The sequence below is a fragment of the Nocardioides sp. cx-173 genome (assembly GCF_021117365.1).
In the GTDB taxonomy this organism is placed as follows: domain Bacteria; phylum Actinomycetota; class Actinomycetes; order Propionibacteriales; family Nocardioidaceae; genus Nocardioides.
This window is the reverse complement of record NZ_CP088262.1, coordinates 2,568,956-2,591,866: the sequence shown is the minus strand read 5'-3', so window position 1 is coordinate 2,591,866 and position 22,911 is coordinate 2,568,956. Positions and strand designations below refer to the sequence as shown.

18 protein-coding genes are annotated in these 22,911 nt (G+C 73.2%); 11 read left to right on the top strand and 7 right to left on the bottom strand.

Features of this window, described 5'->3' with window-relative positions:
• The first annotated feature begins 23 nt into the window (after positions 1-23).
• The 5 genes from rimO (at position 24) to LQ940_RS12515 (ending at position 7,986) form a co-directional block, all read left to right on the top strand.
• Positions 24-1,499, top strand: coding sequence for a 30S ribosomal protein S12 methylthiotransferase RimO (gene rimO, locus LQ940_RS12535; protein ID WP_231242595.1), 1,476 nt, complete (start codon positions 24-26; stop codon positions 1,497-1,499).
• On the top strand, positions 1,496-2,119 hold the full coding sequence (pgsA, locus tag LQ940_RS12530) for a CDP-diacylglycerol--glycerol-3-phosphate 3-phosphatidyltransferase (RefSeq protein WP_308217426.1): 624 nt from the start codon (positions 1,496-1,498) through the stop codon (positions 2,117-2,119). Before rimO ends, pgsA begins: the two co-directional genes overlap by 4 nt.
• Before the next feature lie 184 nt (positions 2,120-2,303).
• Entirely contained in the window at positions 2,304-7,037 is a 4,734-nt protein-coding gene (locus tag LQ940_RS12525; protein ID WP_231365024.1) for an ExeM/NucH family extracellular endonuclease, read from the top strand.
• An 83-nt stretch (positions 7,038-7,120) separates the two neighbouring features.
• A complete protein-coding gene (locus tag LQ940_RS12520) occupies positions 7,121-7,633 on the top strand; it encodes a CinA family protein (RefSeq protein WP_231242597.1) in 513 nt (170 codons plus the stop codon).
• A 44-nt stretch (positions 7,634-7,677) separates the two neighbouring features.
• Entirely contained in the window at positions 7,678-7,986 is a 309-nt protein-coding gene (locus tag LQ940_RS12515; RefSeq protein WP_269217209.1) for a helix-turn-helix domain-containing protein, read from the top strand.
• Positions 7,987-7,989: 3 nt separating this feature from the next.
• Here the strand turns inward: LQ940_RS12515 and LQ940_RS12510 are convergent, their stop codons facing one another.
• The 5 genes from LQ940_RS12510 to LQ940_RS12490 all read right to left on the bottom strand — a co-directional run bounded on the left by LQ940_RS12510 (position 7,990) and on the right by LQ940_RS12490 (position 16,010).
• Entirely contained in the window at positions 7,990-8,787 is a 798-nt protein-coding gene (locus tag LQ940_RS12510) for a DNA-formamidopyrimidine glycosylase family protein (RefSeq protein ID WP_231242598.1), read from the bottom strand.
• A complete protein-coding gene (locus LQ940_RS12505; protein WP_231242599.1) occupies positions 8,780-13,306 on the bottom strand; it encodes an ATP-dependent helicase in 4,527 nt (1,508 codons plus the stop codon). Before LQ940_RS12505 ends, LQ940_RS12510 begins: the two co-directional genes overlap by 8 nt.
• A gap of 120 nt (positions 13,307-13,426) precedes the next feature.
• Entirely contained in the window at positions 13,427-14,113 is a 687-nt protein-coding gene (locus LQ940_RS12500; RefSeq protein WP_231242600.1) for an NUDIX hydrolase, read from the bottom strand.
• Positions 14,110-14,724 (bottom strand): isochorismatase family protein, encoded by a 615-nt coding sequence (locus LQ940_RS12495; protein ID WP_231242601.1) that lies wholly within the window; start codon positions 14,722-14,724, stop codon positions 14,110-14,112. The genes LQ940_RS12500 and LQ940_RS12495 overlap by 4 nt, the downstream gene beginning before the upstream one ends.
• Positions 14,721-16,010, bottom strand: a complete 1,290-nt coding sequence (locus LQ940_RS12490; RefSeq protein WP_269214609.1) for a nicotinate phosphoribosyltransferase — start codon at positions 16,008-16,010, stop codon at positions 14,721-14,723. The genes LQ940_RS12495 and LQ940_RS12490 overlap by 4 nt, the downstream gene beginning before the upstream one ends.
• Positions 16,011-16,182: 172 nt before the next feature.
• Here LQ940_RS12490 and LQ940_RS12485 point away from each other — a divergent pair, with 172 nt between their 5' ends.
• From LQ940_RS12485 to LQ940_RS12460, 6 genes are all read left to right on the top strand, one after another.
• Positions 16,183-17,121 carry an ABC transporter ATP-binding protein gene (locus LQ940_RS12485; RefSeq protein ID WP_231242603.1) on the top strand — a complete coding sequence of 313 codons (939 nt, stop codon included), beginning with the start codon at positions 16,183-16,185 and terminating at the stop codon, positions 17,119-17,121.
• Complete coding sequence (locus LQ940_RS12480) at positions 17,121-17,915, top strand: ABC transporter permease (protein ID WP_231242604.1); 795 nt, start codon at positions 17,121-17,123, stop codon at positions 17,913-17,915. The genes LQ940_RS12485 and LQ940_RS12480 overlap by 1 nt, the downstream gene beginning before the upstream one ends.
• Positions 17,912-18,733, top strand: coding sequence for an ABC transporter permease (locus LQ940_RS12475; RefSeq protein ID WP_231242605.1), 822 nt, complete (start codon positions 17,912-17,914; stop codon positions 18,731-18,733). The genes LQ940_RS12480 and LQ940_RS12475 overlap by 4 nt, the downstream gene beginning before the upstream one ends.
• 82 nt (positions 18,734-18,815) lie before the next feature.
• On the top strand, positions 18,816-19,352 hold the full coding sequence (locus tag LQ940_RS12470) for a DinB family protein (RefSeq protein ID WP_231242606.1): 537 nt from the start codon (positions 18,816-18,818) through the stop codon (positions 19,350-19,352).
• Positions 19,349-19,543 (top strand): DUF3046 domain-containing protein, encoded by a 195-nt coding sequence (locus LQ940_RS12465; RefSeq protein WP_231242607.1) that lies wholly within the window; start codon positions 19,349-19,351, stop codon positions 19,541-19,543. The genes LQ940_RS12470 and LQ940_RS12465 overlap by 4 nt, the downstream gene beginning before the upstream one ends.
• 4 nt (positions 19,544-19,547) lie before the next feature.
• Positions 19,548-20,819, top strand: coding sequence for an MFS transporter (locus tag LQ940_RS12460; RefSeq protein WP_231242608.1), 1,272 nt, complete (start codon positions 19,548-19,550; stop codon positions 20,817-20,819).
• Here the strand turns inward: LQ940_RS12460 and LQ940_RS12455 are convergent.
• Together LQ940_RS12455 and LQ940_RS12450 are read right to left on the bottom strand one after the other, a co-directional pair.
• On the bottom strand, positions 20,816-21,937 hold the full coding sequence (locus tag LQ940_RS12455; RefSeq protein WP_231242609.1) for a DNA glycosylase AlkZ-like family protein: 1,122 nt from the start codon (positions 21,935-21,937) through the stop codon (positions 20,816-20,818). The genes LQ940_RS12460 and LQ940_RS12455 overlap by 4 nt on opposite strands.
• A gap of 26 nt (positions 21,938-21,963) precedes the next feature.
• Positions 21,964-22,911, bottom strand: coding sequence for a hypothetical protein (locus LQ940_RS12450; protein WP_231242610.1), 948 nt, complete (start codon positions 22,909-22,911; stop codon positions 21,964-21,966).

Below are 22,911 nucleotides of genomic sequence, written 5' to 3'. Positions count from 1 at the left end.
GACGGGCATACTCGACAGTGATCATGGCCATCCACACGACTGACTCCCGCCCCCTGCTGTCGGTGGCGATGGTGACCCTCGGGTGTGCCCGCAACGAGGTCGACTCCGAGGAGCTCGCCGGGCGGCTCGAGGCCGACGGGTTCCTGCTCGTCGACGACCCGGCCACCGCCGACACCGTCGTGGTCAACACCTGCGGCTTCGTGGAGGCCGCCAAGAAGGACTCGGTCGACACCCTGCTCCAGGCCGCCGACCTCAAGGCGTCGGCCGACCAGGGCGGTCGCGCGCAGGCCGTCGTGGCCGTCGGCTGCCTCGCCGAGCGCTACGGCAAGGACCTCGCCGAGTCGCTGCCCGAGGCCGACGCGGTGCTGGGCTTCGACGACTACCCCGACATCGCAGCGCGGCTGCGCTCGATCGTCGCGGGGGAGACCCACCACCCGCACACCCCGCAGGACCGCCGGCTGCTGCTGCCGATCTCGCCCGTGGAGCGCGCGGCCTCCACGGTGCCGGTCCCGGGGCACGGCGACGCCGCCGACGTCACCACGGTCGGTCTCGGTGGCCCGGCGACCGGTCCTCGTGCCGTACGTCGCCGGCTGGACGCAGGCCCGATGGCCGCGCTCAAGCTGGCCAGTGGCTGCGACCGGCGCTGCTCGTTCTGCGCCATCCCGGCCTTCCGTGGCTCCTTCGTCAGCCGCCGCCCCAGCGACGTCCTGCAGGAGGCGCGCTGGCTGGCCGAGCAGGGCGCGCGCGAGCTGTTCCTGGTCAGTGAGAACTCCACGTCCTACGGCAAGGACCTCGGCGACCTTCGGCTGCTCGAGACCCTGCTGCCGGAGCTCGCGGCGATCGACGGCGTCGACCGGGTCCGGGTCTCCTACCTGCAGCCCGCCGAGACCCGGCCCGGACTGATCGAGGCGATCGCGACCACGCCCGGGGTGGCGCCGTACTTCGACCTCTCCTTCCAGCACGCCAGCGCCACGGTGCTGCGGCGGATGCGCCGCTTCGGCGATCCCGACAGCTTCCTGGGCCTGCTCGACCAGGTCCGGGCCCATGCGCCGCAGGCGGGGGTGCGCTCCAACGTCATCGTCGGGTTCCCCGGCGAGACCGAGGCCGACCTGGAGACGCTGTGCGACTTCCTGGTCGCCGCCCGCATGGACGTGACCGGCGTGTTCGGCTACTCCGACGAGGACGGCACCGAGGCCGCGTCCTACGACGGCAAGCTCGACGAGGACGAGGTCCGCGCCCGGCTCGAGCACGTGAGCGCTCTGGTGGAGGAGCTCAACGCGCAGCGTGCCGAGGAGCGCATCGGCGAGCGGGTCCTGGTGCTGGTCGAGTCCCTGGACGGCGACGTCGCCGAGGGGCGAGGCACGCACCAGGGACCCGAGGTCGACGGCACCACGACCGTGACCGGTCTGCCGACTGGCGTCCGCGTCGGCGACCTGGTGCCGGCGCTCGTCGTGGCCACCGAGGGTGTCGACCTGGTCGCGGAGGCGACGGCCACGTGAGCGCCGTCGACCCGCAGATGTCCACCGGCTCCAACTGGAACCTGCCGAACGCCCTGACCACGCTGCGCATCCTGATGGTGCCGTTCTTCGGCTGGGCACTGCTCGTCGACGGCGGCGACTCGATCCTGTGGCGGTGCGTGGCCTACGGGATCTTCCTGGCCGCGATGATCACCGACAAGATCGACGGCGACATCGCCCGGGCCCGCAACCTGGTCACCGACTTCGGCAAGATCGCCGACCCCATCGCCGACAAGGCGATCACCGGCATGGCCTTCATCGGGCTCTCGATCGTGGGCGACATCTGGTGGTGGGTCACCATCGTGGTGCTCCTGCGCGAGTGGAGCGTGACCCTGCTGCGGCTCTCGGTGCTCAAGCACGTCGTCATCGCCGCCGCGCAGAGCGGGAAGATCAAGACCGTGCTCCAGGCCCTCGCCCTCGGCGGGCTGACCCTGCCCCTGCGTCAGCTCGACGGCGCACTGGAGGTCCCTGGCGAGGTGCTGTTCTACCTCTTCGAGGTGCTGCTCGCGGGCGCGGTGGCGATGACGCTCTGGTCGGGCTACGAGTTCTTCCGCGACGTGCGCCGGGCACGCCGGGCGAGCCCGGTCTCACCCTCCACCTGAGACTGATCCCGTAGCGGGCTTGGGATTCGGACAAATCTCGCGTCCGTGTCCCGGTCGTTACCGAATAGTTCATCCAGCGGCGGATTCGCCCGGACGATCCAGGGTTAGGGTGACGCAGGTCCCACTCGGAGACTCTCCCTTTTCACCCTCTGGAGAACGCTACATGTCCTCATCTCGGCAGAGATTGGCCACGGCACTCGGGCTCACCGTCGCCGCGACCGGACTCTCGGTCCTCACCCTGCCCGCAGCGCACGCCGCGCCGGAGGACCTCGTCATCAGCGAGGTCTACGGCGGCGGCGGCAACAGCGGTGCCACGCTCACGAACGACTTCATCGAGCTGTACAACCCCACCTCGGCCCCGATCGACGTCTCCGGGTGGTCGGTCCAGTGGCGCAGCGCCGGCAACACCGGTGCCGCCAGCGGCGTGACGCCGCTCAGCGGCTCCGTCCCTGCCGGCAAGCACTACCTCGTCCAGCAGGGCGCCGGCACCGGCGGGACCACCGCGCTACCGAGCCCCGACGTGACCGGGACGATCGCCATGGGCGGCACCGGTGGCACGGCGATCCTGTCCAACGGCACGACGCCGGTCGACCCGGGCGTCAACAGCCTCGCCGCCAACGCGGCGATCATCGACCTGGTCGGCGTCAACAGCAACGTCTGGGAGGGCACCGGCAAGGCGCCCGCCATGAGCAACTCGACGTCGTCGTCGCGCAACGCGGCCGGTGCCGACACCGACCACAACATCGCCGACTTCACCTCCGGCGCGCCGACCCCGGTCAACGCGGCCGGCGAGGCTCCGGACCCGGCTGACGAGGTCACCGCCACCATCGCGGAGATCCAGGGCACCGGGGCCACCAGCCCCTACGCCGGCGACAACGCCACCACCACGGGCGTGGTGACGGCCCGCTACCCCACGGGCGGCCTCGGGGGCTTCTTCCTGCAGACCGGTGGCACCGGCAGCGCGGCCGACGCGACCCCGGGTGCCTCCGACGGCATCTTCGTCTTCACTCCCGCGCTCGGCGAGGCGATGCCCGCCGTGGGCGACTCCGTGCAGGTGCGCGGCAAGGTCGTCGAGTTCGGGGGCCTCACCGAGCTGACCCAGGTCTCCGCCACGGTGCCGGTCACGGTGACGCCGATCGCCGACCTGCCCGAGATCACGCCGCTGGCCACCACGCTGCCGGCGACCGAGGCGGAGCGCGAGGCCCACGAGGGCGAGCTCGTGGCCCCGACCGGCCCCTTCACGGTGACCAACGCCTACACGATCAACCAGTACGCCGAGATCGGCCTTGCGTCGGGCAGCACGCCGCTGCGCCAGCCCACCGACGTCGCCGCGCCGAACACCCCGGAGGCCGACGCCGTCGAGGCGGACAACGCCCGCCGCGCGGTGGCGCTCGACGACGGTGCGTCCATCGACTTCCTCGACACCGACAACAACAACGACGGCGTCGAGGAGCGCGAGAACCTGCAGATCCCGCTGCCCTGGCTGACGCCCACGAAGTCGATCCGGGTCGGCGCCCAGGCCGCCATCACCGCCCCCGTGGTGCTCGACTACCGCAACAGCACCTGGAAGTTCCAGCCGCAGCAGCGCGTGGTCGGCGACGGCAGCGACGTGGCGACGTTCAGCGACACCCGCTCGGCCAACCTCGCGCCGCAGGCGGTCGGGGGCAACGTCAAGCTGGCCACCTTCAACGTGCTCAACTACTTCAACACCACCGGCGCGGCCTTCGAGGCCCGTGGCGGCACCTGCACCTACTACGGCGACCGCGACAACGACCCCGTCGCCGTCAACTCCTGCACCCCCAACGGCCCGCGTGGCGCCGCCGAGCCGGGTGATCTCACCCGTCAGCAGAGCAAGATCGTCAAGGCGATCAACACCCTCGACGCCGACGTGGTCTCCCTGGAGGAGATCGAGAACTCCGTCAAGCTGCTCGGCGAGACCAACCGTGACGACGCGGTCGCTCAGCTGGTCAGGGCGCTCAACACCGCCGCGGGAGCTCGCCGCTGGGCCTACTCGCCCTCACCGGCGGCCGACCAGCTCCCGGCCCTCGCGGAGCAGGACGTGATCCGCAACGCCTTCATCTACGACCCGAGCGTCCTCGCGCCCGTGGGTGCCGCCAAGGTGCTCGTCGGCTCCGCGCCGTTCGCGAACGCTCGCGAGCCGCTCGCCCAGGCGTTCAAGCCGGTGGGCTCGACCGACGCGGACGCCTTCGGCGTCATCGTCAACCACTTCAAGTCCAAGGGCTCCTCGGGCGCCACCGGCGACAACGTCGACACCGGCGACGGGCAGGGCGCCTACAACGGCGACCGCGTGCGACAGGCGCAGGCCCTCGTCGACTTCGCGGGCTCCTTCGCCCAGGAGCGGGGGATCGACGAGATCTTCCTGACCGGCGACTTCAACTCCTACAGCTTCGAGCAGCCGATGGAGGTCCTCAAGAACGCGGGCTACGAGATCGTCGCGTCGTCCACGGCAGGGGAGTACTCCTACAGCTTCGACGGCCTCTCGGGCTCGCTCGACCACGTCCTGGCCAACACCGCCGCGCGGTCGATGGTGACGGGAGCCGACCAGTGGGAGATCAACGCCAACGAGCCGGTCGCGTTCCAGTACAGCCGGTTCAACTACAACCCGACCCGGTTCTTCAACGGCAACGACCCGTTCGCGGCCTCGGACCACAACCCGAAGCTCGTGGGCCTCGACGTCGCGACGACGGGCACCGAGGTGCAGATCCTGGCCACCAACGACTACCACGGGCGCCTGCTCGCCAACGGCGCCGAGGGTGGTGCCGCGGTGCTCGCCGGGGCGGTCAAGCAGCTGGAGCAGGAGAACCCCGACACGGTGTTCGCCGCCGCCGGTGACCTCATCGGCGCCTCGACGTTCGAGTCGTTCATCCAGGAGGACGAGCCGACGATCGACGCGCTCAACGAGGCCGGGCTCGATGTCTCGGCCGTCGGCAACCACGAGTTCGACCGGGGCTACGACGACCTGGTGGGCCGCGTGCAGGATCGCGCGGACTGGGAGTACCTCGCCGCCAACGTCGACACGTCCAGCGGCGGTGAGGAGCTGGCCGAGACCTGGGTCGAGGACTTCGGCGACATCAGGGTCGGCTTCGTCGGCGCCGTCACCGAGGACCTGCTCACGCTGGTCACCCCGTCGGCGATGGCCGGCGTGACCGTGACCGACGTGGTCGCGGCCACCAACCGGGCCGCGGCACAGCTGCGCTCCGGTGCCGACCCCGTCGACCTGGTCGTGCTGCTGGTCCACGAGGGTGCCACGTCGCCGGCCCTGGCCGACGCGACCGACGACTCGGCGTTCGGCCGGATCGTCAACGGGGTCAGCCCCGACGTGGACGCGATCGTCTCGGGCCACACCCACCTCGCCTACAACCACTCGGTCCCCGTGCCCGCCTGGGCCGCGCAGGGTCGCGCGGTCACGGAGCGCCCGGTGGTCTCGGCCGGCCAGTACGGCACCAACCTCAACCAGCTGAAGTTCCAGTTCGACCAGGACGGCCGGCTCGTGGCCAAGGCGCAGTCGATCCTGCCGCTGGCCACCGACGCCGACGGCTCCGGCCCCGGCACGGCCTTCACCGCCAACTACCCCGTCGACCCGGCCACCAAGGCGATCGTCGACGAGGCGGTGACCCAGGCCGAGACCCTCGGCGCGCGGTCGCTGGGGCAGATCGGCGGTCGCTTCGACCGGGCCAAGCTGGCCGACGGCACCACCGAGAACCGCGGTGGCGAGTCGGCGCTGGGCAACCTGGTTGCCGAGGTCCAGCGCTGGGCCACGGGCACCCCGGAGGCCGGTGAGGCGCAGATCGCGTTCATGAACCCCGGCGGCCTCCGGGCCGACCTGGCCGGCAGTGGCACGGGGCCCTTCCCGCGGACGCTGACCTACAAGCAGGCCGCCGTGGTCCAGCCTTTCGCGAACACCCTGGTCAACATGGACCTCACGGGGGCCGACCTCAAGGCGGTCCTGGAGCAGCAGTGGCAGCCCGCGGGCTCGTCGCGGCCGTTCCTGAAGCTGGGGGCGTCCTCGGGCTTCGAGTACACCTACGACCCGGCGAAGCCGCAGGGGTCGCGGATCACCTCGATGTCGCTCGACGGCGAGCCGATCAGCCCGACGGCGACGTACTCGGTCACCGCCAACTCCTTCCTCGCCGCCGGCGGCGACAACTTCGCCGCCTTCAACAACGCCACCAACAAGCGCGACACCGGCAAGGCCGACCTACAGGCGATGGTCGACTACATGGCGGAGTTCGCGGACGAGGCGCCGCGGCCGGTGGACTACCGCCAGCACGCGGTGGGGGTCTCGTTCCCCTCCGGGGCGCCCGCTGAGTACGACGCCGGCGACACGGTGGCGTTCGACGTGTCGTCCTGGTCCTTCACCGGACCCAGCGACGTCAAGGACACCGAGGTGGTCGTCACGTGGGGGGAGACCCAGCTGGGCACCTACCCGCTGGACCACACGGCCGTCGCGGCCTTCGACGAGGCCGGCAAGGCCACGGTCAGCGTGCGGCTACCGGCGGGCGTGGGCTCCGGCGCGCAGTCGCTGACCCTCACGGGCGCCAGCACCGGCACGGAGGTCGAGGTGCCGATCGTCGTGGCCGACGACACCCCGCCGGCCCCGGTCAAGGTGACGCCGAAGATCAAGGTCAAGCACTTCCCGGCCAAGGTCGTGCGCGGCAAGACCCGGGCGAAGGTGCGGGTGACGATCACCGCGCCGGGCGGGAAGCCGACCGGGGTGGTCAAGATCCGGGGCACCCGCAAGGGCGTGATCACCGTCCGGCTGGTCGACGGCGTGGCCAAGGTCAAGCTGCCGGTGTGGAGGACGGTGGGCCGCAAGCGGCTGACCATCGTCTACCCCGGCGACAGCCGGGTGAAGCCCGGCACCGTCCGGCACGTCATCCGGGTGGTGCGGCGCTGACCTGAACCAGGATCCACCAAGCGGGAGCCGGCCCCTGGGGGCCGGCTCCCGCTGTCGTCGCTGCGGGCGGGCACAATGCCGACATGGCACGCACGCCCAGGCCCGACAGCGCCGTCCTCGCCGCCTCCGTCCAGGACGCGCTGGTCGCGGCCACGGCCACCCTCGGTACGGCCGAGTCGCTCACCGGGGGCCGGCTCGCGGCACTGCTCACCAGCGTGCCCGGGGCCTCGCGCTCCTTCCGGGGCGGGATCGTCTCCTACGCCACCGAGGTGAAGACCGACGTGCTGGGGGTACCGCTCGCGCTCGTGGAGGAGCACGGCGTGGTCTCGGCCGCCTGTGCCCGCGCCATGGCCGAGGGCGCCCGCCGGGTCCTCGGGGCGACGTACGCCGTGAGCACCACGGGCGTCGCCGGACCGGACCGGCAGGAGGACCAGCCGCCGGGCACGGTGTTCGTGGCGGTGGCCGGGCCCGCGGGGACGACCGTGCTGTCGCTGGAGCTGACGGGCGGGCGGGCGGCCATCCAGGAGCGCACCTGCGAGGAGGCGCTGGCGGCGCTCCTGGGCCTCCTCCGTCCGGAAGAAACGCCTCTCCGGTAGCGTTGGGCACATATCCACCTCATCGAGTGGGAAGGGGAACCCTCGTGGTGCTGTTTCGTCGGCTCCTGGGTGACGTGCTCCGTGCCCGTCGGATGGAGCGCGGGATGACCCTGCGCGAGGTCTCCGCCGATGCCCGGGTCAGCCTGGGCTACATCTCCGAGATCGAGCGCGGTCAGAAGGAGGCGTCCTCGGAGCTGCTGGCCTCGCTGTGCGCCGCGCTGGACGCCCCCCTGTCGGAGGTCCTCAGCGAGGTCTCGCTCGCGGTCGCCCTCGAGGAGGCCGCCCTGGCCGCCACGCCGATCTCGGTCAACGCCCGGCGCCCGGCCGGCGACGTGGTCGCCTCCGCCGCCTGATCCTCAGCCGGTCCTCGGCTCCGGCTGGCAGCCCGGGCACCAGTACGACGCCCGCTCGCGCCCGGGCGGCCCCACCAGGTCGACGTGGATCCGGCTGCCGCAGCGCCGGCACGCCGCCGTGTCGCGGCGGTAGACCCACAGTGGGTTGCGCAGGTCCCCGGTGGTGGCCTGCCGGGCGCGCTCCTTGTTGAGCTCCAGCATCTGCCGCGCCCGGCGGACCAGGCGGGGCAGGGCCGGCACCTGCCCGACCGGGGTGCGGGGGTGCAGGCCGCTGACGAAGCAGAGCTCGGCCTGGTACATGTTCCCGATGCCCGCCAGCCGGGTCTGGTCGAGCAGCGCCTCCCCGATGGGGCGGTCGGGGTCCTCGCGCAGCCGGCGCAGGGCCTCCTCCTCGTCCCAGTCGGGGCCGAGCAGGTCCGGACCCAGGTGGCCGACGACGCGGTCCTCCTCGGCCGTGGGCAGCAGCTCGACGATGCCCAGGGAGAACCCGACGGCGGTCGCCTCGGCGGTCTCGAGCACGACCCGCGCCTGGTGGGCCGGTCGCGACCAGCGCTGACCGGGCTTGTGGAGGTGCCAGGCTCCCTCCATCTTCAAGTGCGTGTGCAGCGTCCAGCGCTCGTCGTCGCGCTGGATCCGGGTGAGCAGGTGCTTGCCCCGCGAGAGGGTCGTGACGACCGTGCCGCCCGAGAGGTCGGCGGTGGCGTGCTGCGGCACCCGCAGGTCGGTGCCCAGCAGGAGCCGGCCGGAGAGCGCGCGGTCGAGCCTGCGGGCCACGCGGTAGACGGTGTCGCCCTCAGGCACCGCGCAACCTCAGGCCTCGTGGGGTGGCGACGAAGCCGGCCGCGTCCAGCGCCGTGCGCAGCGGGGTCGTGCCCGCGCCCAGCAGCGCCGCGCCGTCGGCCTTCTCGACGGTGAGCCGCCCGAGGGAGCCGCGGGCCACGGCCTCGGCCAGGGCGGCGGCGGCCGGGGTGAGCAGGTCGACGTCGTCGCTCCAGGTGAGCAGCGTCTTGCCCCCGCGCTCGACGTACAGGGTGAGGGCGCCGTCGACCAGGACCACGATGGCCCCGGCCTTGCGGCCGGGACGGTGGCCGCCCTCGCCCTCGGGCCAGCCCAGCGCGGCGCCGTAGGGGTTGGCCGGGTCGGTCGCCGCGAGCGCGACGGCGGTCGGCTTGGCGTCGGGGGGCAGCTCGGAGAACGTGCGGAGCCGGTCGATCGCCCCAGTGGTGCCGAACTGCGCCGCGCCGAGACCGCTCACGAAGTAGCCGCGGCGGCAGCGGCCGGAGTCCTCGAACGCCGAGAGCACCTTGTAGACCGCGGCGAACCCGCCCGGCACCCGCTCGCTCATCACGGCGCCCCGGATCACCACACCGTGGCGGTCCAGCAGCCGCTCGGCCGTCGCGTGCGCGCGGCGGGTGGGGTCGGTGTCAACGGCCGGGAGCAGGGCCCAGCGGCCGGCGGTCTCCGGCGGACCGGTGCGGGCGGGCCGCCCCGCCCGCGGCGGGGGGCGCCGGCTGCGGTGGCTGGGGGTCCCGGCTCGCGTGAGGGCCCGCAGCGGCACCAGGGTGTCGTTGCTGATGCGGCCGGCCCAGACCAGCTCCCACAGCGCGGCCGAGAGGGCCGCGTCGGACACCGAGCTCACGGCGTCGGAGAGCTGGCGGAAGAACCACGCCCCTCCGGGCGCCAGCGCCTCCAGCACGGCCTCGTGGAGGGCGGCGTACTCGAGCGGCGCGGGCTCGGGCAGCGTGAGCGGGGCGGAGTCGGCGAGGTGGAGCGAGACCCAGCCGTCGGCGCCGGGCAGGCTGCCGTGGCCGGCCCACAGGACCTCGCCGGAGGCGGTGAGCTCGTCGAGGTAAGACGGGGCGTAGTCGCGCACCCGGGCACCGAGCACGAGGGGCTCGAGGGCCGAGGCCGGCACCGGGGCGCCGGCGAGCTGGTCGACGGCCGCGAGGACGCCGTCGATGCCGCGCAGACCACGTCCGGGCGTGCCGGCGACGTGCTGCCACGCGCCGAGGAACCTCGCCAGGGCCTCGGGCTCGACCGGCTCGACCTCCTTGCGCAGCCGGGCCAGCGAGCGGCGGCGCAGCTTGCGGAGCACCTCGGCCTCGCACCACTCCGAGCCCGAGCCGGACGGGCGGAACTCGCCCTCGAGCACCCGGCCGTGGGCGGCGAGCCGCTGCAGGGTGTGGCGGACGACCGCGGCGCCCAGGCCGAAGCGCTCTGCGACCTGCTCGGTGGTGAACGGGCCGTGGGTGCGAGCGAACCGGGAGACCAGGTCGCCGAGCGGGTCCTCGACCGGCTCGGTGAAGGCGTCGGGCGTGCCGGGAGGGACCGGTGTGCCGAGACCGTCGCGCAGGCGGGCGACGTCCTCGACGACCGTCCACCGCTCCTCGCCCCCGATGCGGACCGCGACGACCCGCCGGGCGTCGGTGAGGGCGCCCAGCCAGCCGGCGACGTCGGCGTCGTCGGCGGTGCGGGCCGTGACCTCCTCGGCAGTGAGCGGCCCCAGCATCCGCAGCAGGTCGACCACGCCCTCGGCGTCGCGAGCGCGCCGGTCCGGGGCCAGGCGCTGCAGCTCGGCCTCCACCTCCGCGAGCACCTCGGGGTCGAGCAGCTCGCGCAGCTCGACGCGGCCGAGCAGCTCGGCGAGCAGCCCCTGGTCGAGCGAGAGTGCGGCGGCCCGGCGCTCGGCGATGGGGGAGTCGCCCTCGTAGACGAACTGCGCGACGTAGCCGAAGAGCAGGGTGGCGGCGTAGGGCGAGGGGCTGGTGGTGGCGACGTCGACCACCTGCACCTCGCGCCGCTCCACCGAGCGCATGAGGGCCAGCAGCGCGGGCAGGTCGTAGGCGTCCTGGAGGCACTCGCGCACGGCCTCGAGCACGATCGGGAAGGACGGGTAGCGGGCGGCCACCTCGAGCAGGGCGGCCGAGCGCTGGCGCTGCTGCCACAGCGGCGAGCGGCGGCCGGGGTCGCGCCGGGGGAGCAGCAGGGCGCGGGCGGCGCACTCGCGAAAACGCGCGGCGAACAGCGCGGAGCCGCCGACCTCCTGGGTGACCAGGTCCTCGATCTCGTCGGGCCCGAAGACGATGAGCTCGCCGGTCGGCGGCTCGGCGTCGGTGTCGGGGATCCGGATGACGATGCCGTCGTCGGAGGCCATCGCCTGGCCGTCGACGCCGTGGCGCTCGCGCAGCCGGGCGTTGATGGCCAGCGCCCAGGGGGCGTGGACCGGCTTGCCGTAGGGGGAGTGGACGACCAGGCGCCAGTCGCCCAGCTCGTCGCGGAACCGCTCCACCACCAGCGAGGTGTCGCTGGGCAGGACGTTGGTCGCCTCGAGCTGGTCGTGCAGGTAGGTGACCAGGTTGCCGGCCGCCCAGGCGTCGAGCCCGCCCTCCTGGGCGCGGTCCACGGCCTGGGGTCGCGGCAGCGCGCCCAGCTCGCGGGTGAAGGCCCCGATGGCGGCGCCCAGCTCGGCGGGGCGGCCGAGCCCGTCGCCCTTCCAGAACGGCAGCCGCCCCGGGACGCCCGGGGCGGGGGTGACCAGCACCCGGTCGTGGGTGATGTCCTCGATCCGCCAGCTGGTGGCGCCGAGCGCGAAGATGTCGCCCACCCGCGACTCGTAGACCATCTCCTCGTCGAGTTCGCCGACCCGTCTGCCCGGGCCCTCGCCGCCGACCAGGAAGACCCCGAAGAGCCCGCGGTCGGGGATCGTGCCGCCGCTGGTGACGGCGAGCCGCTGGGCGCCGGGGCGGCCGGTGAGGCTGCCGGTGACGCGGTCCCAGACGATGCGCGGGCGCAGCTCGGCGAACTCGTCGGAGGGGTAGCGGCCGCTGAGCAGGTCGAGGGTCGCCTCGTAGGCCGAGCGGGGCAGGCTGCTGAACGAGGCCGTCCGGCGTACGACGGCGAACAGCTCGTCGACGTCCCAGGCGTCCAGCGCCGTCGCGGCCACCACCTGCTGGGCGAGGACGTCGAGCGGGTTGGCGGGCACGCGCAGCGACTCGATGCCGCCGGTGCGCATGCGCTCGACGGCGACCGCGGTCTGCGCGAGGTCGCCGCGGTGCTTGGGGAACAGCACGCCGCGGCTGGTCTCACCCACCTGGTGCCCGGCCCGGCCGACGCGCTGGAGGGCGCTGGCGACCGACGGCGGCGACTCGATCTGGATCACGAGGTCGACCGCGCCCATGTCGATGCCGAGCTCGAGGCTGCTGGTGGCCACCACGGCCGGCAGCCGGCCGCGCTTGAGGTCGTCCTCGATGAGCGCGCGCTGCTCCTTTGACACCGAGCCGTGGTGGGCCTTGGCGATCACCGTCTCGCCCGCCTCCGGTGGCCGGGGGGCGAGCTGCGAGACCCCGCTCTGGGCCATGATCTCCGCGGGCGGCCGGCCGGGCGCACCCGCCTCGGCGTCGGGGTGGGCGCGGGCGGTGGCGATCTCGTTGAGGCGTGCGGTCAGCCGCTCGGCGAGACGACGGGAGTTGGCGAACACGATCGTGGAGCGGTGCGCCTCGATCAGGTCGACCACGCTCTCCTCGACGTGCGGCCAGATGCTGGTGTTGCGCGGCTCGTCGGAGTCCTCATCGAACTGGTCGGGGGCGGTCATGTCCTCGACCGGGACGACGACCCTGAGGTCCCACAGCTTGTGGGCCGGTGGGGCGACGATCTCGACCGGGGCGGTGCCGCCGAGGAAGCGCGCGACCTCCTCGAGGGGCCGGACGGTGGCCGACAGCCCGATGCGCTGGGCCGGCCTGTCGAGCAGCTCGTCGAGGCGCTCCAGCGACAGCGCGAGGTGCGCGCCGCGCTTGGTGCCGGCCACCGCGTGCACCTCGTCGACGATGACCGTCTCGACGCCGCGCAGCGACTCACGCGCCTGGCTGGTGAGTATCAGGAACAGCGACTCCGGCGTCGTGATCATGATGTCGGGCGGCGAGGTGGTGAGCTTGCGGCGCTCGGCGGGACTGGTGTCGCCGCTGCGTACGCCGACGCGCAGCTCCGGCGCGGGGACGCCGAGCCGGTCGGCGGTGTGGCGGATGCCGGTCAGCGGCGAGCGGAGGTTGCGCTCGACGTCGACGGCGAGGGCCTTGAGCGGCGAGACGTAGAGGACCCGGCAGCGGCGCGCCTTGTCCGTGGGGGGCGGCTCGGTCAGCAGCCGGTCGATCGACCACAGGAACGCGCTGAGCGTCTTGCCCGACCCGGTCGGCGCCACCACCAGCGCGTGCCGCCCGGCCCCGATCGCCGCCCACGCGCCGGCCTGCGCCGGGGTCGGCTCCGCGAACGCCGCACCGAACCAGGTGCGGGTCGGTTCGCTGAACCCGGCGAGCGCGTCTGACACCCCTCCATCCTTGCCTACGCCACCCACAGCGCTGGGTGCTCCGTCGGGGTAGTCCCTGACGTTCGTGTCACTGACACGGCCCCGAGACGACACAAACGTCCGGGACTATCCCCAGGAGGCCTACAGCGACGGGCGGAGCATGGGGGGCTGGAGGGCGGTGGCGTCGCCACGGCGGTAGAGGAGGGCCTTGCGGCCGCCGGAGCCGGAGGCCTCGCCCAGCTCGCCGGTGGGGACGACGAAGCCGGCGGTGCCGAGGACCTTGCGGCGGAAGTTGCCGAGGTCGGGCGGGGTGCCCCACACGGCGGTGTAGACGGCGCGCAGGTCCGGGAGCGTGAACGGCTCGGACACGAACTCCAGGGCCAGCGTCGTGTACTCCAGCTTCGCCCGCACCCGCTCCAGCGCGTCGTCGAGGATCGTGGCGTGGTCGAACGCGAGGTCGGGCAGGCCGTCGACCGGCCACCAGCGGGCGCCCGCGGCGTCGGAGCCAGCCGCGGGCTCCGGCAGGTCGGGCGCGAAGGCGACGTGCGCCACCGAGACCACGCGCATCCGCGGGTCGCGGTCGGGCGCGGAGTAGGTGCGCAGCTGCTCGAGGTGGCCGGGGAACCGGTCCACCGCGGTCTCCTCCCGCAGCTCGCGCCACGCGGCGGTCTCGGCGTCCTCGTCGGGCTGGACGAAGCCGCCCGGCAGCGCCCAGGCCCCTTCGTACGGCTCCTCGCCGCGCTCGACCAGCAGCACGCACAGGACGCCGTCGCGGATCGTGAAGACCGCGAGGTCGACGGCGACGGCGAAGGGCGGGTACTCGCTCACGGCGCCACCACCTCGGCCCCGGACTCGGCCATCGACGCCAGCGCGGCCGCACTGGTCTCGGGTGCGACCCCGGCGTGCAGGCCGTCGAGCAGCCGCACGCGCAGCTCGCGCCCGCGGGCGTCCAGCACGGTCTGCAGCACGCAGTAGTCGGTCGCGATGCCGACCACGTCCACCTCCGTCACGTCGTAGGACGCCAGCAGCTCGGCGAGCGAGCGGCCCTCCTCGTCGACGCCCTCGAAGGCGGAGTAGGCGGGCGCCCCCTGCCCCTTGCGGACGTGGTGGCTGACCAGGTCCAGCGCGAGCCCGGGCGCGTAGTCGGCACCCGCACCGTCGCTCACGCAGTGCTGCGGCCAGGTGGTGGCGTAGTCGGGCTCCTCGCCCTCGGCCGCGAAGTGGCCACCGTTGTGGCTGTGCGGGTCGTGCCAGTCGCGGGAGGCCACGACGGTGGCGTAGTCGGCGGCGTGGGTGGCGAGGTGCTCGCTGATGCGCGTGGCGACTTCGCGCCCCCCGGTCACGCCGAGGGAGCCGCCCTCGACGAAGTCGTTCTGCACGTCGACGACGATCAGTGCCCGGCGACTGGCGTGCGGGTCGGCCTGCGGGGTGGTGGTCATGCGGGCTCCTCGGTCTCGGGGTGGGCGGTGAGGTACGGCGGTCCGTGGCTGATGCCGAGGGCGTCGCGTGGCAGGGACGCGAGCACGGACGCGGCGTGGGCGCGGACCTCGTCGAGGGTCGGCTCGTGCACGACCTTCCCGTCGCGCACGAGCGGCACCTGGACGCTGCCCGGCCCCGGCTCGCCGAGCGCGAACGTCTCGGCGACGAGCACCCCGTCGTCATAGGTACGCCGGACCGCCTTGCGGCCGCCGGTCGAGGCCTTGGCCGCGGACTTCTTCGCCACCGGACGCAGCTCGCCGTCCGGTGAGTCGGCGACCGCGACCAGCTTGTAGACCATGCTCGAGGTCGGGTGGCCCGAGCCGGTGACGACGCGGGTGCCGACGCCGTACCCGTCGATCGGTGCGTCGGCCAGGGCGGCGATGACGTACTCGTCGAGGTCGCTGGTCACCGTGATCCGGGTGGACGTCGCGCCCAGCGAGTCGAGGAGCGCGCGGGCGCGCCGCGACTCCACCGCCAGGTCCCCGGAGTCGATGCGGACGGCGCCCAGCCCGGGTCCGGCCACCTCGACGGCGGTGCGGATGCCCTGCTCGATGTCGAAGGTGTCGACCAGGAGCGTCGTGCCGGCGCCCTGGGTGGCGACCTGGCTGCGGAACGCGTCGGCCTCGCTCGCGTGGGCGAGCGTGAACGCGTGCGCGGCCGTGCCGACCGTGGGCACGCCGTGGCGTCGCCCCGCGGCGAGGTTGCTGGTGGCGGCGAACCCGGCGACGTACGCCGCGCGGGCCGCCGCGACCGCGGCCTCCTCGTGGGTGCGGCGACTGCCCATCTCGACGAGCGGGCGGCCCTCGGCGGCCGTCACCATGCGGGCCGCGGCGCTGGCGATCGCGGTGTCGTGGTTGAGCACACTGAGCACCAGGGTCTCCAGGAGCACGCACTCGCCCAGCGTGCCGGTGACGGTGAGGACCGGGCTCTGGGGGAAGTACAGGTCGCCCTCGCGGTAGCCGTCGATGTCGCCGGAGAAGCGGAAGGTGCGCAGGTAGTCGGCGGTCGGCTCGTTGACGACGCCCTCGGCCTGCAGCCAGGCCACCTCGTCGGCGTCGAAGGTGAAGTCGGCGATCAGCGGCAGCAGCCGCCCGAGCCCGGCGAGCATCCCGTAGCGGCGGCCCTCGGGCAGGCTCCGGGCGAAGGCCTCGAACACCGCGCGGTCGCCGACGCTGCCGTCGGTGACCCACGACGAGAGCATCGTGAGCTCGTAGCGGTCGGTGAGCAGTCCGGCTGAGACGTTCATTCGACATCCGTCCAGTTGAAGTCAAGATGACTATAACGCGGTCAGAGCGAGGCGAGCAAGTCACCTAGGGGAGGGGGTACCCGATCCAGGTCCAGCGCCGACACCAGCAGCCCGGCATCGCGCAGCTTGTGGGCGGAGGGCGAGGACGGCGAGGGCTTATACAGTCGCGGCTGTGAGCGAGTCGATGATCCGGGCAGTCGGTCTGCGCAAGTCCTTCGGCGACTTCGAGGCCGTCAAGGGCATCGACGTCGACGTACGCCGCGGCGAGGCGTTCGGGTTCCTGGGGCCCAACGGCGCCGGCAAGTCCTCGACCATGCGGATGGTGGCCGCGGTGTCGCCGGTCAGCGGCGGCGAGCTGCGGATCCTGGGCATGGACCCGGCCGTCGACGGCCCGGCGATCCGTGGACGCCTGGGGGTCTGCCCGCAGGAGGACACCCTCGACACCGAGCTCAACGTGCGCGACAACCTCTACATCTACGGGCGCTACTTCGGGATCCCCAAGGGCGAGGTCAGCGCGCGCGCCGACGAGCTCCTGGAGTTCGTCCAGCTCACCGAGAAGGCGAAGGCCAAGGTGGAGGACCTGTCCGGCGGCATGAAGCGCCGGCTGACCATCGCTCGCAGCCTGATCAACCGGCCCGAGCTGCTGCTGCTGGACGAGCCCACCACCGGCCTGGACCCGCAGGCCCGTCACGTGCTGTGGGACCGGCTCTTCCGGCTCAAGAGGTCCGGGGTGACGCTGGTGCTCACGACGCACTACATGGACGAGGCCGAGCAGCTCTGCGACCGGCTCGTGGTCATGGACAAGGGGGTGATCGTGGCCGAGGGGTCGCCGCTCTCGCTCATCCGCGAGCACGCCACGCGCGAGGTCGCCGAGCTGCGGTTCGGCGTGGCCGAGCAGGGGGAGACGCACGAGGCCCTCGCCGACAAGATCGCCGACCTGGGCTCGCGCATCGAGGTGCTGCCCGACCGGCTGCTGGTCTACAGCGACGACGGCGAGGAGGTCATCGCCAAGACCCACGAGCGCGGCCTGACCCCGGTGGCGGTGCTGGTGCGACGCTCGACGCTGGAGGACGTGTTCCTGCGCCTCACCGGCCGGACCCTGGTCGACTGATGGCGAGCCAGCTGACCATGACCGAGGGCCTGCGCCGTCAGGTCGACTACTGGTGGACGGTCTACCGGCGCACCTGGCGCGGCTCGATCATCTCCTCGTTCGTCTCCCCCCTCTTCTACGTGCTGGCGATGGGGGTCCTGCTCGGCGGCTTCATCGACGGCGACCCGGCCGAGCTCGAGGGCGCGACGTCCTACCTCGCGTTCCTGGTGCCGGGGCTGGTCGCAGCCCACGCCATGCAGACCGCCGTCAGCGAGACGACGTACCCGGTGATGGGGGCGATCAAGTGGCACAAGTCGTACTTCGGCCAGATCGCCACGCCGCTGGCGCCGGTCCACCTGGTCGCCGGGCACCTGATGTTCGTGCTCGCCCGGCTGGCCACCTCGTGCGGGGTCTTCATGCTCGTGCTGGTGCCGTTCGGCGTCTTCGAGTCGTGGTGGGGCCCGTTCCTGGCGTTCGCCTCCCAGCTCCTGGTGGGGATGGTGTTCGCGTCCCTGGTGTTCGGCTTCAGTGCGCGTCTGGAGTCCGACGAGGGGTTCGGGGTGCTGTTCCGGCTGGGCGTCTTCCCGATGTTCCTGTTCAGCGGCGCGTTCTTCCCCGTCTCCAACCTGGGCGACGTGGGCTCCGTGCTGGCCAGGATCACGCCGCTGTGGCAGGGCGTGAACCTCTCCCGGATGTTCTGCCTGGACACGGTCGACTGGTCCACGGCCGCCGTCAACGTCGCCGTCCTGCTGGTCCTGCTCGCCGTGGGCTGGTCCTGGGCGGTGCGTGGCCTGACCCGGAGGCTCATCACGTGAGTGCCACTCCCTACCGCGACGCCTACCCCGACGCCCATCCTGGCCGCCCGCTCTCATCGGCCGCCGCACTGCGGCTGCTGGTGCTTCGCAACTACGTCGTCTACCGCCAGGCGTGGAAGCTGTTCCTCACCGGCTTCCTCGAGCCGGTCTTCTACCTGCTCTCGATCGGCATCGGCGTCGGACAGCTGATCGACACCTTCGAGTTCAACGGCGAGGTGATCCCCTACGCCGAGTTCGTGGCGCCCGGGATGCTCGCGGCGTCGGCGTTCAACGGCGCGCTGCTCGACTCGAGCTTCAACGTGTTCTTCAAGCTGCGCTACGTGCGCCTCTACGACCAGATGCTCGCGACGCCGCTCACCACCGGCGACATCGCGCGCGGCGAGATCGCGTGGGGCCAGCTGCGCGGCGGCAGCTACTCCGCGATGTTCCTGCTGGTCATGGCGGCGATGGGACTGGTCGGGTCGTGGTGGGCGGTGCTGGCGCTGCCGGCGGCGCTGCTGATCGGGTTCGCGTTCAGCGCGGTGTGCATGGCCCTCACGACGTACCTGACCTCGTGGCAGGACTTCGAGAAGGTCACCCTCGTGCAGCTGCCGCTCTTCCTCTTCTCGGCCACCTTCTTCCCCGTCACCGCCTTCGACGGCTGGGTGCGCTGGCTGGTCGAGGCGACGCCGCTCTACCGCGGGGTCGTGCTGTGTCGCGAGCTGACGACCGGAGCGCTGTCGTGGGCGTCGGCGGTCTCGGTGGTCTACCTCGTCGTGATGGGGCTGGTCGGCCTGCTCGTCGTACGCCGGCGGCTGGACCGGCTGCTGCTGACCTGAGCCACCGACCTGTCCGCAAACCACGCCACCTTTGGCAGGATCCGGGGCGACCGGTGTCGGCGCCGGTTGAGAGGATGGCGTCATGTCGAACCCCTCCGCCGTCGAGCCCGACACCAAGGACTGGACCTGGGTGCTCGAGCGGCCCTGCGGCGAGTGCGGGTTCGTGGCCGCCGACGTCGAGCGCGCCGCGCTGGGTGCCGCCGTGCGCGCCAATGCCGAGGCCTTCCTGGCTGCGCTCGCCGAGCCCGATGCGGCGCGGCGGCGGTCGACCGGTGTCTGGTCGACGACCGAGTACGCCTGCCACGTCCGTGACGTCCACCGCGTGTTCGACGCCCGTGTGCGGTCGATGCTGACGGACGACGCGCCTACCTTTCCCAACTGGGACCAGGACCAGACCGCGCTCGCGGAGCGCTACGACCTGCAGGAGCCCGCCGCCGTCGGCCCCGAGCTGCTCGCCGCCGCCGCCCGGGTCGCCGACACCTACGACGCCGTGCCCGACGACGCCTGGGACAGGCGCGGCGTGCGCAGCAACGGCAGCGAGTTCACCGTGGAGACGATCGCGCGCTACCACCTGCACGACGCGGTCCACCACCTCTGGGACGTGCGGAGGAGGCGATGAGGCACACCGAGCTCTGGGCCCGGCTCCAGGCCGCTCTCGGGACGGGCTACTACCAGGTCTGGGCCGACACGTTCGTCATGAGCGACCTCGGTGGCCGCACGGTCACCGAGGCGCTGAACGCCGGCGTCGAGCCCAAGCAGGTGTGGGCGGTCGTGTGGCGCGTCCTCGAGCTGCCCGACCGCGAGCGCTGAGGCCGTGTCGACGCTGAGGGGCGCGGCGGTCGACGTGGCCGCCGTGCAGGCGGCCACGATCCGGTCCCTGGTGCTGTCGCAGGCGGTCGGCGCGCTCGGCATCACGATCGGGATCGCCACGGCCTCGCTGCTCGCGCGCGACCTGTCGGGGTCGGAGAGCATGGCGGGGCTCGCCGGCACCTTCCAGGTGCTGGGCGCGGCCGGGGCGTCGTACCTGCTGGCTCGGGTGATGTCCGCGCGCGGGCGCCGGGTCGGCCTGGCCACGGGGCTCCTGCTCGGCGCCCTCGGCGCGCTGCTGGCGGTGGTCGCCGGCGTCATCGAGTCGATGCTCCTGCTGCTGATCGGCGCGATCCTGATCGGCGCGACGACGGCGGCCAACAACGCCTCGCGCTACGCCGCCACCGACCTGGCTGCTCCCGAGCGCCGGGCTCGGGCGCTGTCCGTGGTGGTCTGGGCCACGACCATCGGCGCGGTCGTCGGCCCCAACCTGACCGGACCGGCCGGGTCGTTCGCCGACCTGCTCGGCATCCCGGTCCTGACGGGGCCCTTCGCCCTCGGGGGCATCGGGATGCTGCTCGCCGCCATAGTCGTGCTCATCCGGCTCCGGCCGGACCCGCTGCTGCTGGCCCGTGAGCTCGCGGAGCGTCCGGCCGCGCCCCCCACCGGCACCTCGTGGGGCCGGGCCCGCGCCGCCCTGCGCGCGGAGCCGGCGCTGGCGCTCGCCGTCGTCGGCCTGGCCGGGGCGCACGCCGCGATGGTGGGGGTGATGACGATGACCCCGATCCACATGGAGCACGGCGGCGCCGAGCTGGACCTGATCGGATTCGTGATCAGCGTCCACGTGCTCGGCATGTTCGCGTTCTCGCCTGTGGTCGGGCTGCTCGTCGACCGGGCCGGCCGGCCGCCGGTGCTGGCGGCGGGCGGGGTGGTGCTGCTGGTCTCGCTGGTCCTCTGCTCGAGGGCGCCGGAGGGGACGTCCTGGCAGATCTTCGCCGCACTGTTCCTGCTGGGGCTGGGCTGGTCGCTGGCCACCGTGTCCGCCTCGACGATGGTGGCCGACCTGGCGCCGCTGGACGCCCGCACCGACGTCCAGGGCCTGGCCGACGTCACCATGGGCGTGACGGCGGCCGGCGCCGGTGGGCTGGCCGGGCTGATGGTCGGCCTGCTCGGCTACCCGGTCCTCGCCCTGGTCACGACCGCGCTCGCCGCCGGCGTGGTGGCCGCCGCCTTTGCCGCTCGCCGGCGTCTCCTCGGCTGGCGGGCTCGAGCCGACTAGGACGTCTCGTCGGCCACGACGAGCTCGAGGTCCAGCCACGCGGCGAGGTCGCGGATCTCGGCGTCCACGGCGACGGTCATGGCCTTCGTGAACGGCACGTCCTCGTGGAGTGCGTCGACGCGGAGCTCGCCCTCCCGGCGGTCGGCCGTGGCGTCGAGCTTGCCGACCAGCCGGTCGCCGTACAGGACCGGGAGCGCCCAGTAGCCCCACAGGCGCTGGTCGCGCGGCTTGTACATCTCCAGCTGGTAGTCGAAGTCGAACAGCTCGTGGGTCCGTCGACGGTCGAAGACCAGCCGGTCGAGAGGGGAGAGCAGAGCCGCGCGCCCGGTGAACGGTTGCTCCCGTAGCTCCTCGAGCAGCTGGGGATCCACCCGCCACCGGCCCTTGACTCCCTCGATGACGGCCGGCTCGCCCGCATCTCCGCTGCTGAAGGGCTCGCCGGGCACGGCCGCGGCCCGGGCACGGGCGATCCCGAGGGAGCGCAGCCGCCGCTCGTCACGCACGCGCGCCGCCTCCGCGGCGGGCACGACCGGGTCGTCGGGGTAGACGCGCTCGGCCAGGTCCCACAGGGTCTCGCGGCCCTCACGCCCGGCCGAGGCCACCTCGCCGCGGGCGACCAGCAGATGGAGCAGCATGACGACGTTGCGGTGGTTGTTCCACCCGCTCGAGCGCCACGGCCGCGCGCAGGTGTCGGGGAGCTCGCTCGCGGGCAGCGGGCCCGACATCCGCAGCCGGTCGAGGATGTCGAGCCGGCAGGCGGTGTTGGCCTCCACCCACTGTCGTTGCTCCTCCTGCCACGGCCGCAGCGGGCCGCGCCCCGGCCAGTCGGCCATGTCCGCGCGGAACAGGGCCAGGTCCTCGCACGGTCGCAGGCGGCCCTCCAGCTCCAGGACCCGCTGCTCGTCGACGGCGGTGGCGAGGTCGTCGGGGGAGTAGGAGGACCCCAGCCGGGTCCAGAGCACCAGGTCGGCGTTGCGGGCGACGTGGTTGGTCTGGTCGTGCTGGAGGATCGTGAGGCGGCGCAGCACCGTGAGCCAGTCGTCGGGGCGCTCCCCGGTCAGCAGCTGCCCGCGCAGCGCCAACCTCCGCGCGTCGGTGCGAGAGAGCTCGTGGACCACTCGCCGAGGGTACGACGACGCGCGCGCTAGGGGCCGTGCCCGCCGTCGTCGTGCCCGCCGTCGTCGTGCCCGCCACCGTCGTGCCCGCTACCGGAGGCGGGAAGGGCGAGGTGGGCGGTCCGGACGACGCCGTCGTGGCGGAAGTCGAGGTAGAGCTGGTAGTCGCCCCGGCTGGGCACCTCCACCCCGAACGTCACGTCCGGGCCCGGGGCCGTGACGCCGTCGCCCGGCTCGCCGGTGGGATGCACGTGCAGGTAGGCCAGGTCGCCCTCGCGCAGCGCCACCAGGTGGCCGTAGGCCCCGAGGTAGGGCTGCAGGTCGCTCACCGGGCGGCCGTCGCGGGTGACGGTCAGCGTGAGCTCGGAGTGGGCGCCGGCGACGAGGTCGCCCGTGAGCGTGACCGTGTAGCCGTCGACGGTCACGCTGCGCGTCTCCGGCCGCGGGTCGGCGGCTGCGGCAGCGCCGGGGACGGCGAGGTCGGCGCCCAGCGTGAGCGGCTCGCCACCGGCGGGGGTGAAGTCGGCGAAGACCCGCCAGCTGCCGCCGGTGAGGTCGAGGGTGGTGGCCCAGGTGCCGTCCGTGGCCAGGGTGGGGTGGACGTGCTGGAACCCCTCGAAGTCTCGGCGGACGGCGATCAGGTGCAGGAGCTTGGTGTGCGCGACGTCGTACTCGGTGACCGCGCCCTCGGGCCCCTCGATGGTGAAGGACACCGGGCGGTCGGCGCCGGGGGAGAGGCGGGTGTCGGCCAGCACCAGTCGGTAGCCGTCCTGCGCGGACTGAAGCCCACCGGGCACGGCCTGCGGGGAGCCGGTGGCCGGCGACCCGACGGGCTCCACGTGGGTGTCGTCGTGGCCACGCGGCTCGGTCTCCACGGGCCCCAGGGTCGCGCCGGCGGCCAGGGCGACGCCGAAGACGAGCGCCAGCCCGGCCGCGAACGCCAGGGCACGCGCCAGGGTGCTCGACGGGATCTGCAT

What these genes read in the sequence shown, in the direction of transcription:
- rimO (WP_231242595.1), top strand. Translation starts at nt 24, where the DNA reads ATGGCCATCCACACGACTGACTCCCGCCCCCTGCTGTCGGTGGCGATG.
- LQ940_RS12520 (WP_231242597.1), top strand. Translation starts at nt 7,121, where the DNA reads ATGGCACGCACGCCCAGGCCCGACAGCGCCGTCCTCGCCGCCTCCGTC.
- LQ940_RS12495 (WP_231242601.1), bottom strand. Translation starts at nt 14,724, where the DNA reads ATGACCACCACCCCGCAGGCCGACCCGCACGCCAGTCGCCGGGCACTG.
- LQ940_RS12490 (WP_269214609.1), bottom strand. Translation starts at nt 16,010, where the DNA reads ATGAACGTCTCAGCCGGACTGCTCACCGACCGCTACGAGCTCACGATG.
- LQ940_RS12480 (WP_231242604.1), top strand. Translation starts at nt 17,121, where the DNA reads ATGGCGAGCCAGCTGACCATGACCGAGGGCCTGCGCCGTCAGGTCGAC.
- LQ940_RS12470 (WP_231242606.1), top strand. Translation starts at nt 18,816, where the DNA reads ATGTCGAACCCCTCCGCCGTCGAGCCCGACACCAAGGACTGGACCTGG.
- LQ940_RS12465 (WP_231242607.1), top strand. Translation starts at nt 19,349, where the DNA reads ATGAGGCACACCGAGCTCTGGGCCCGGCTCCAGGCCGCTCTCGGGACG.
- LQ940_RS12450 (WP_231242610.1), bottom strand. Translation starts at nt 22,911, where the DNA reads ATGCAGATCCCGTCGAGCACCCTGGCGCGTGCCCTGGCGTTCGCGGCC.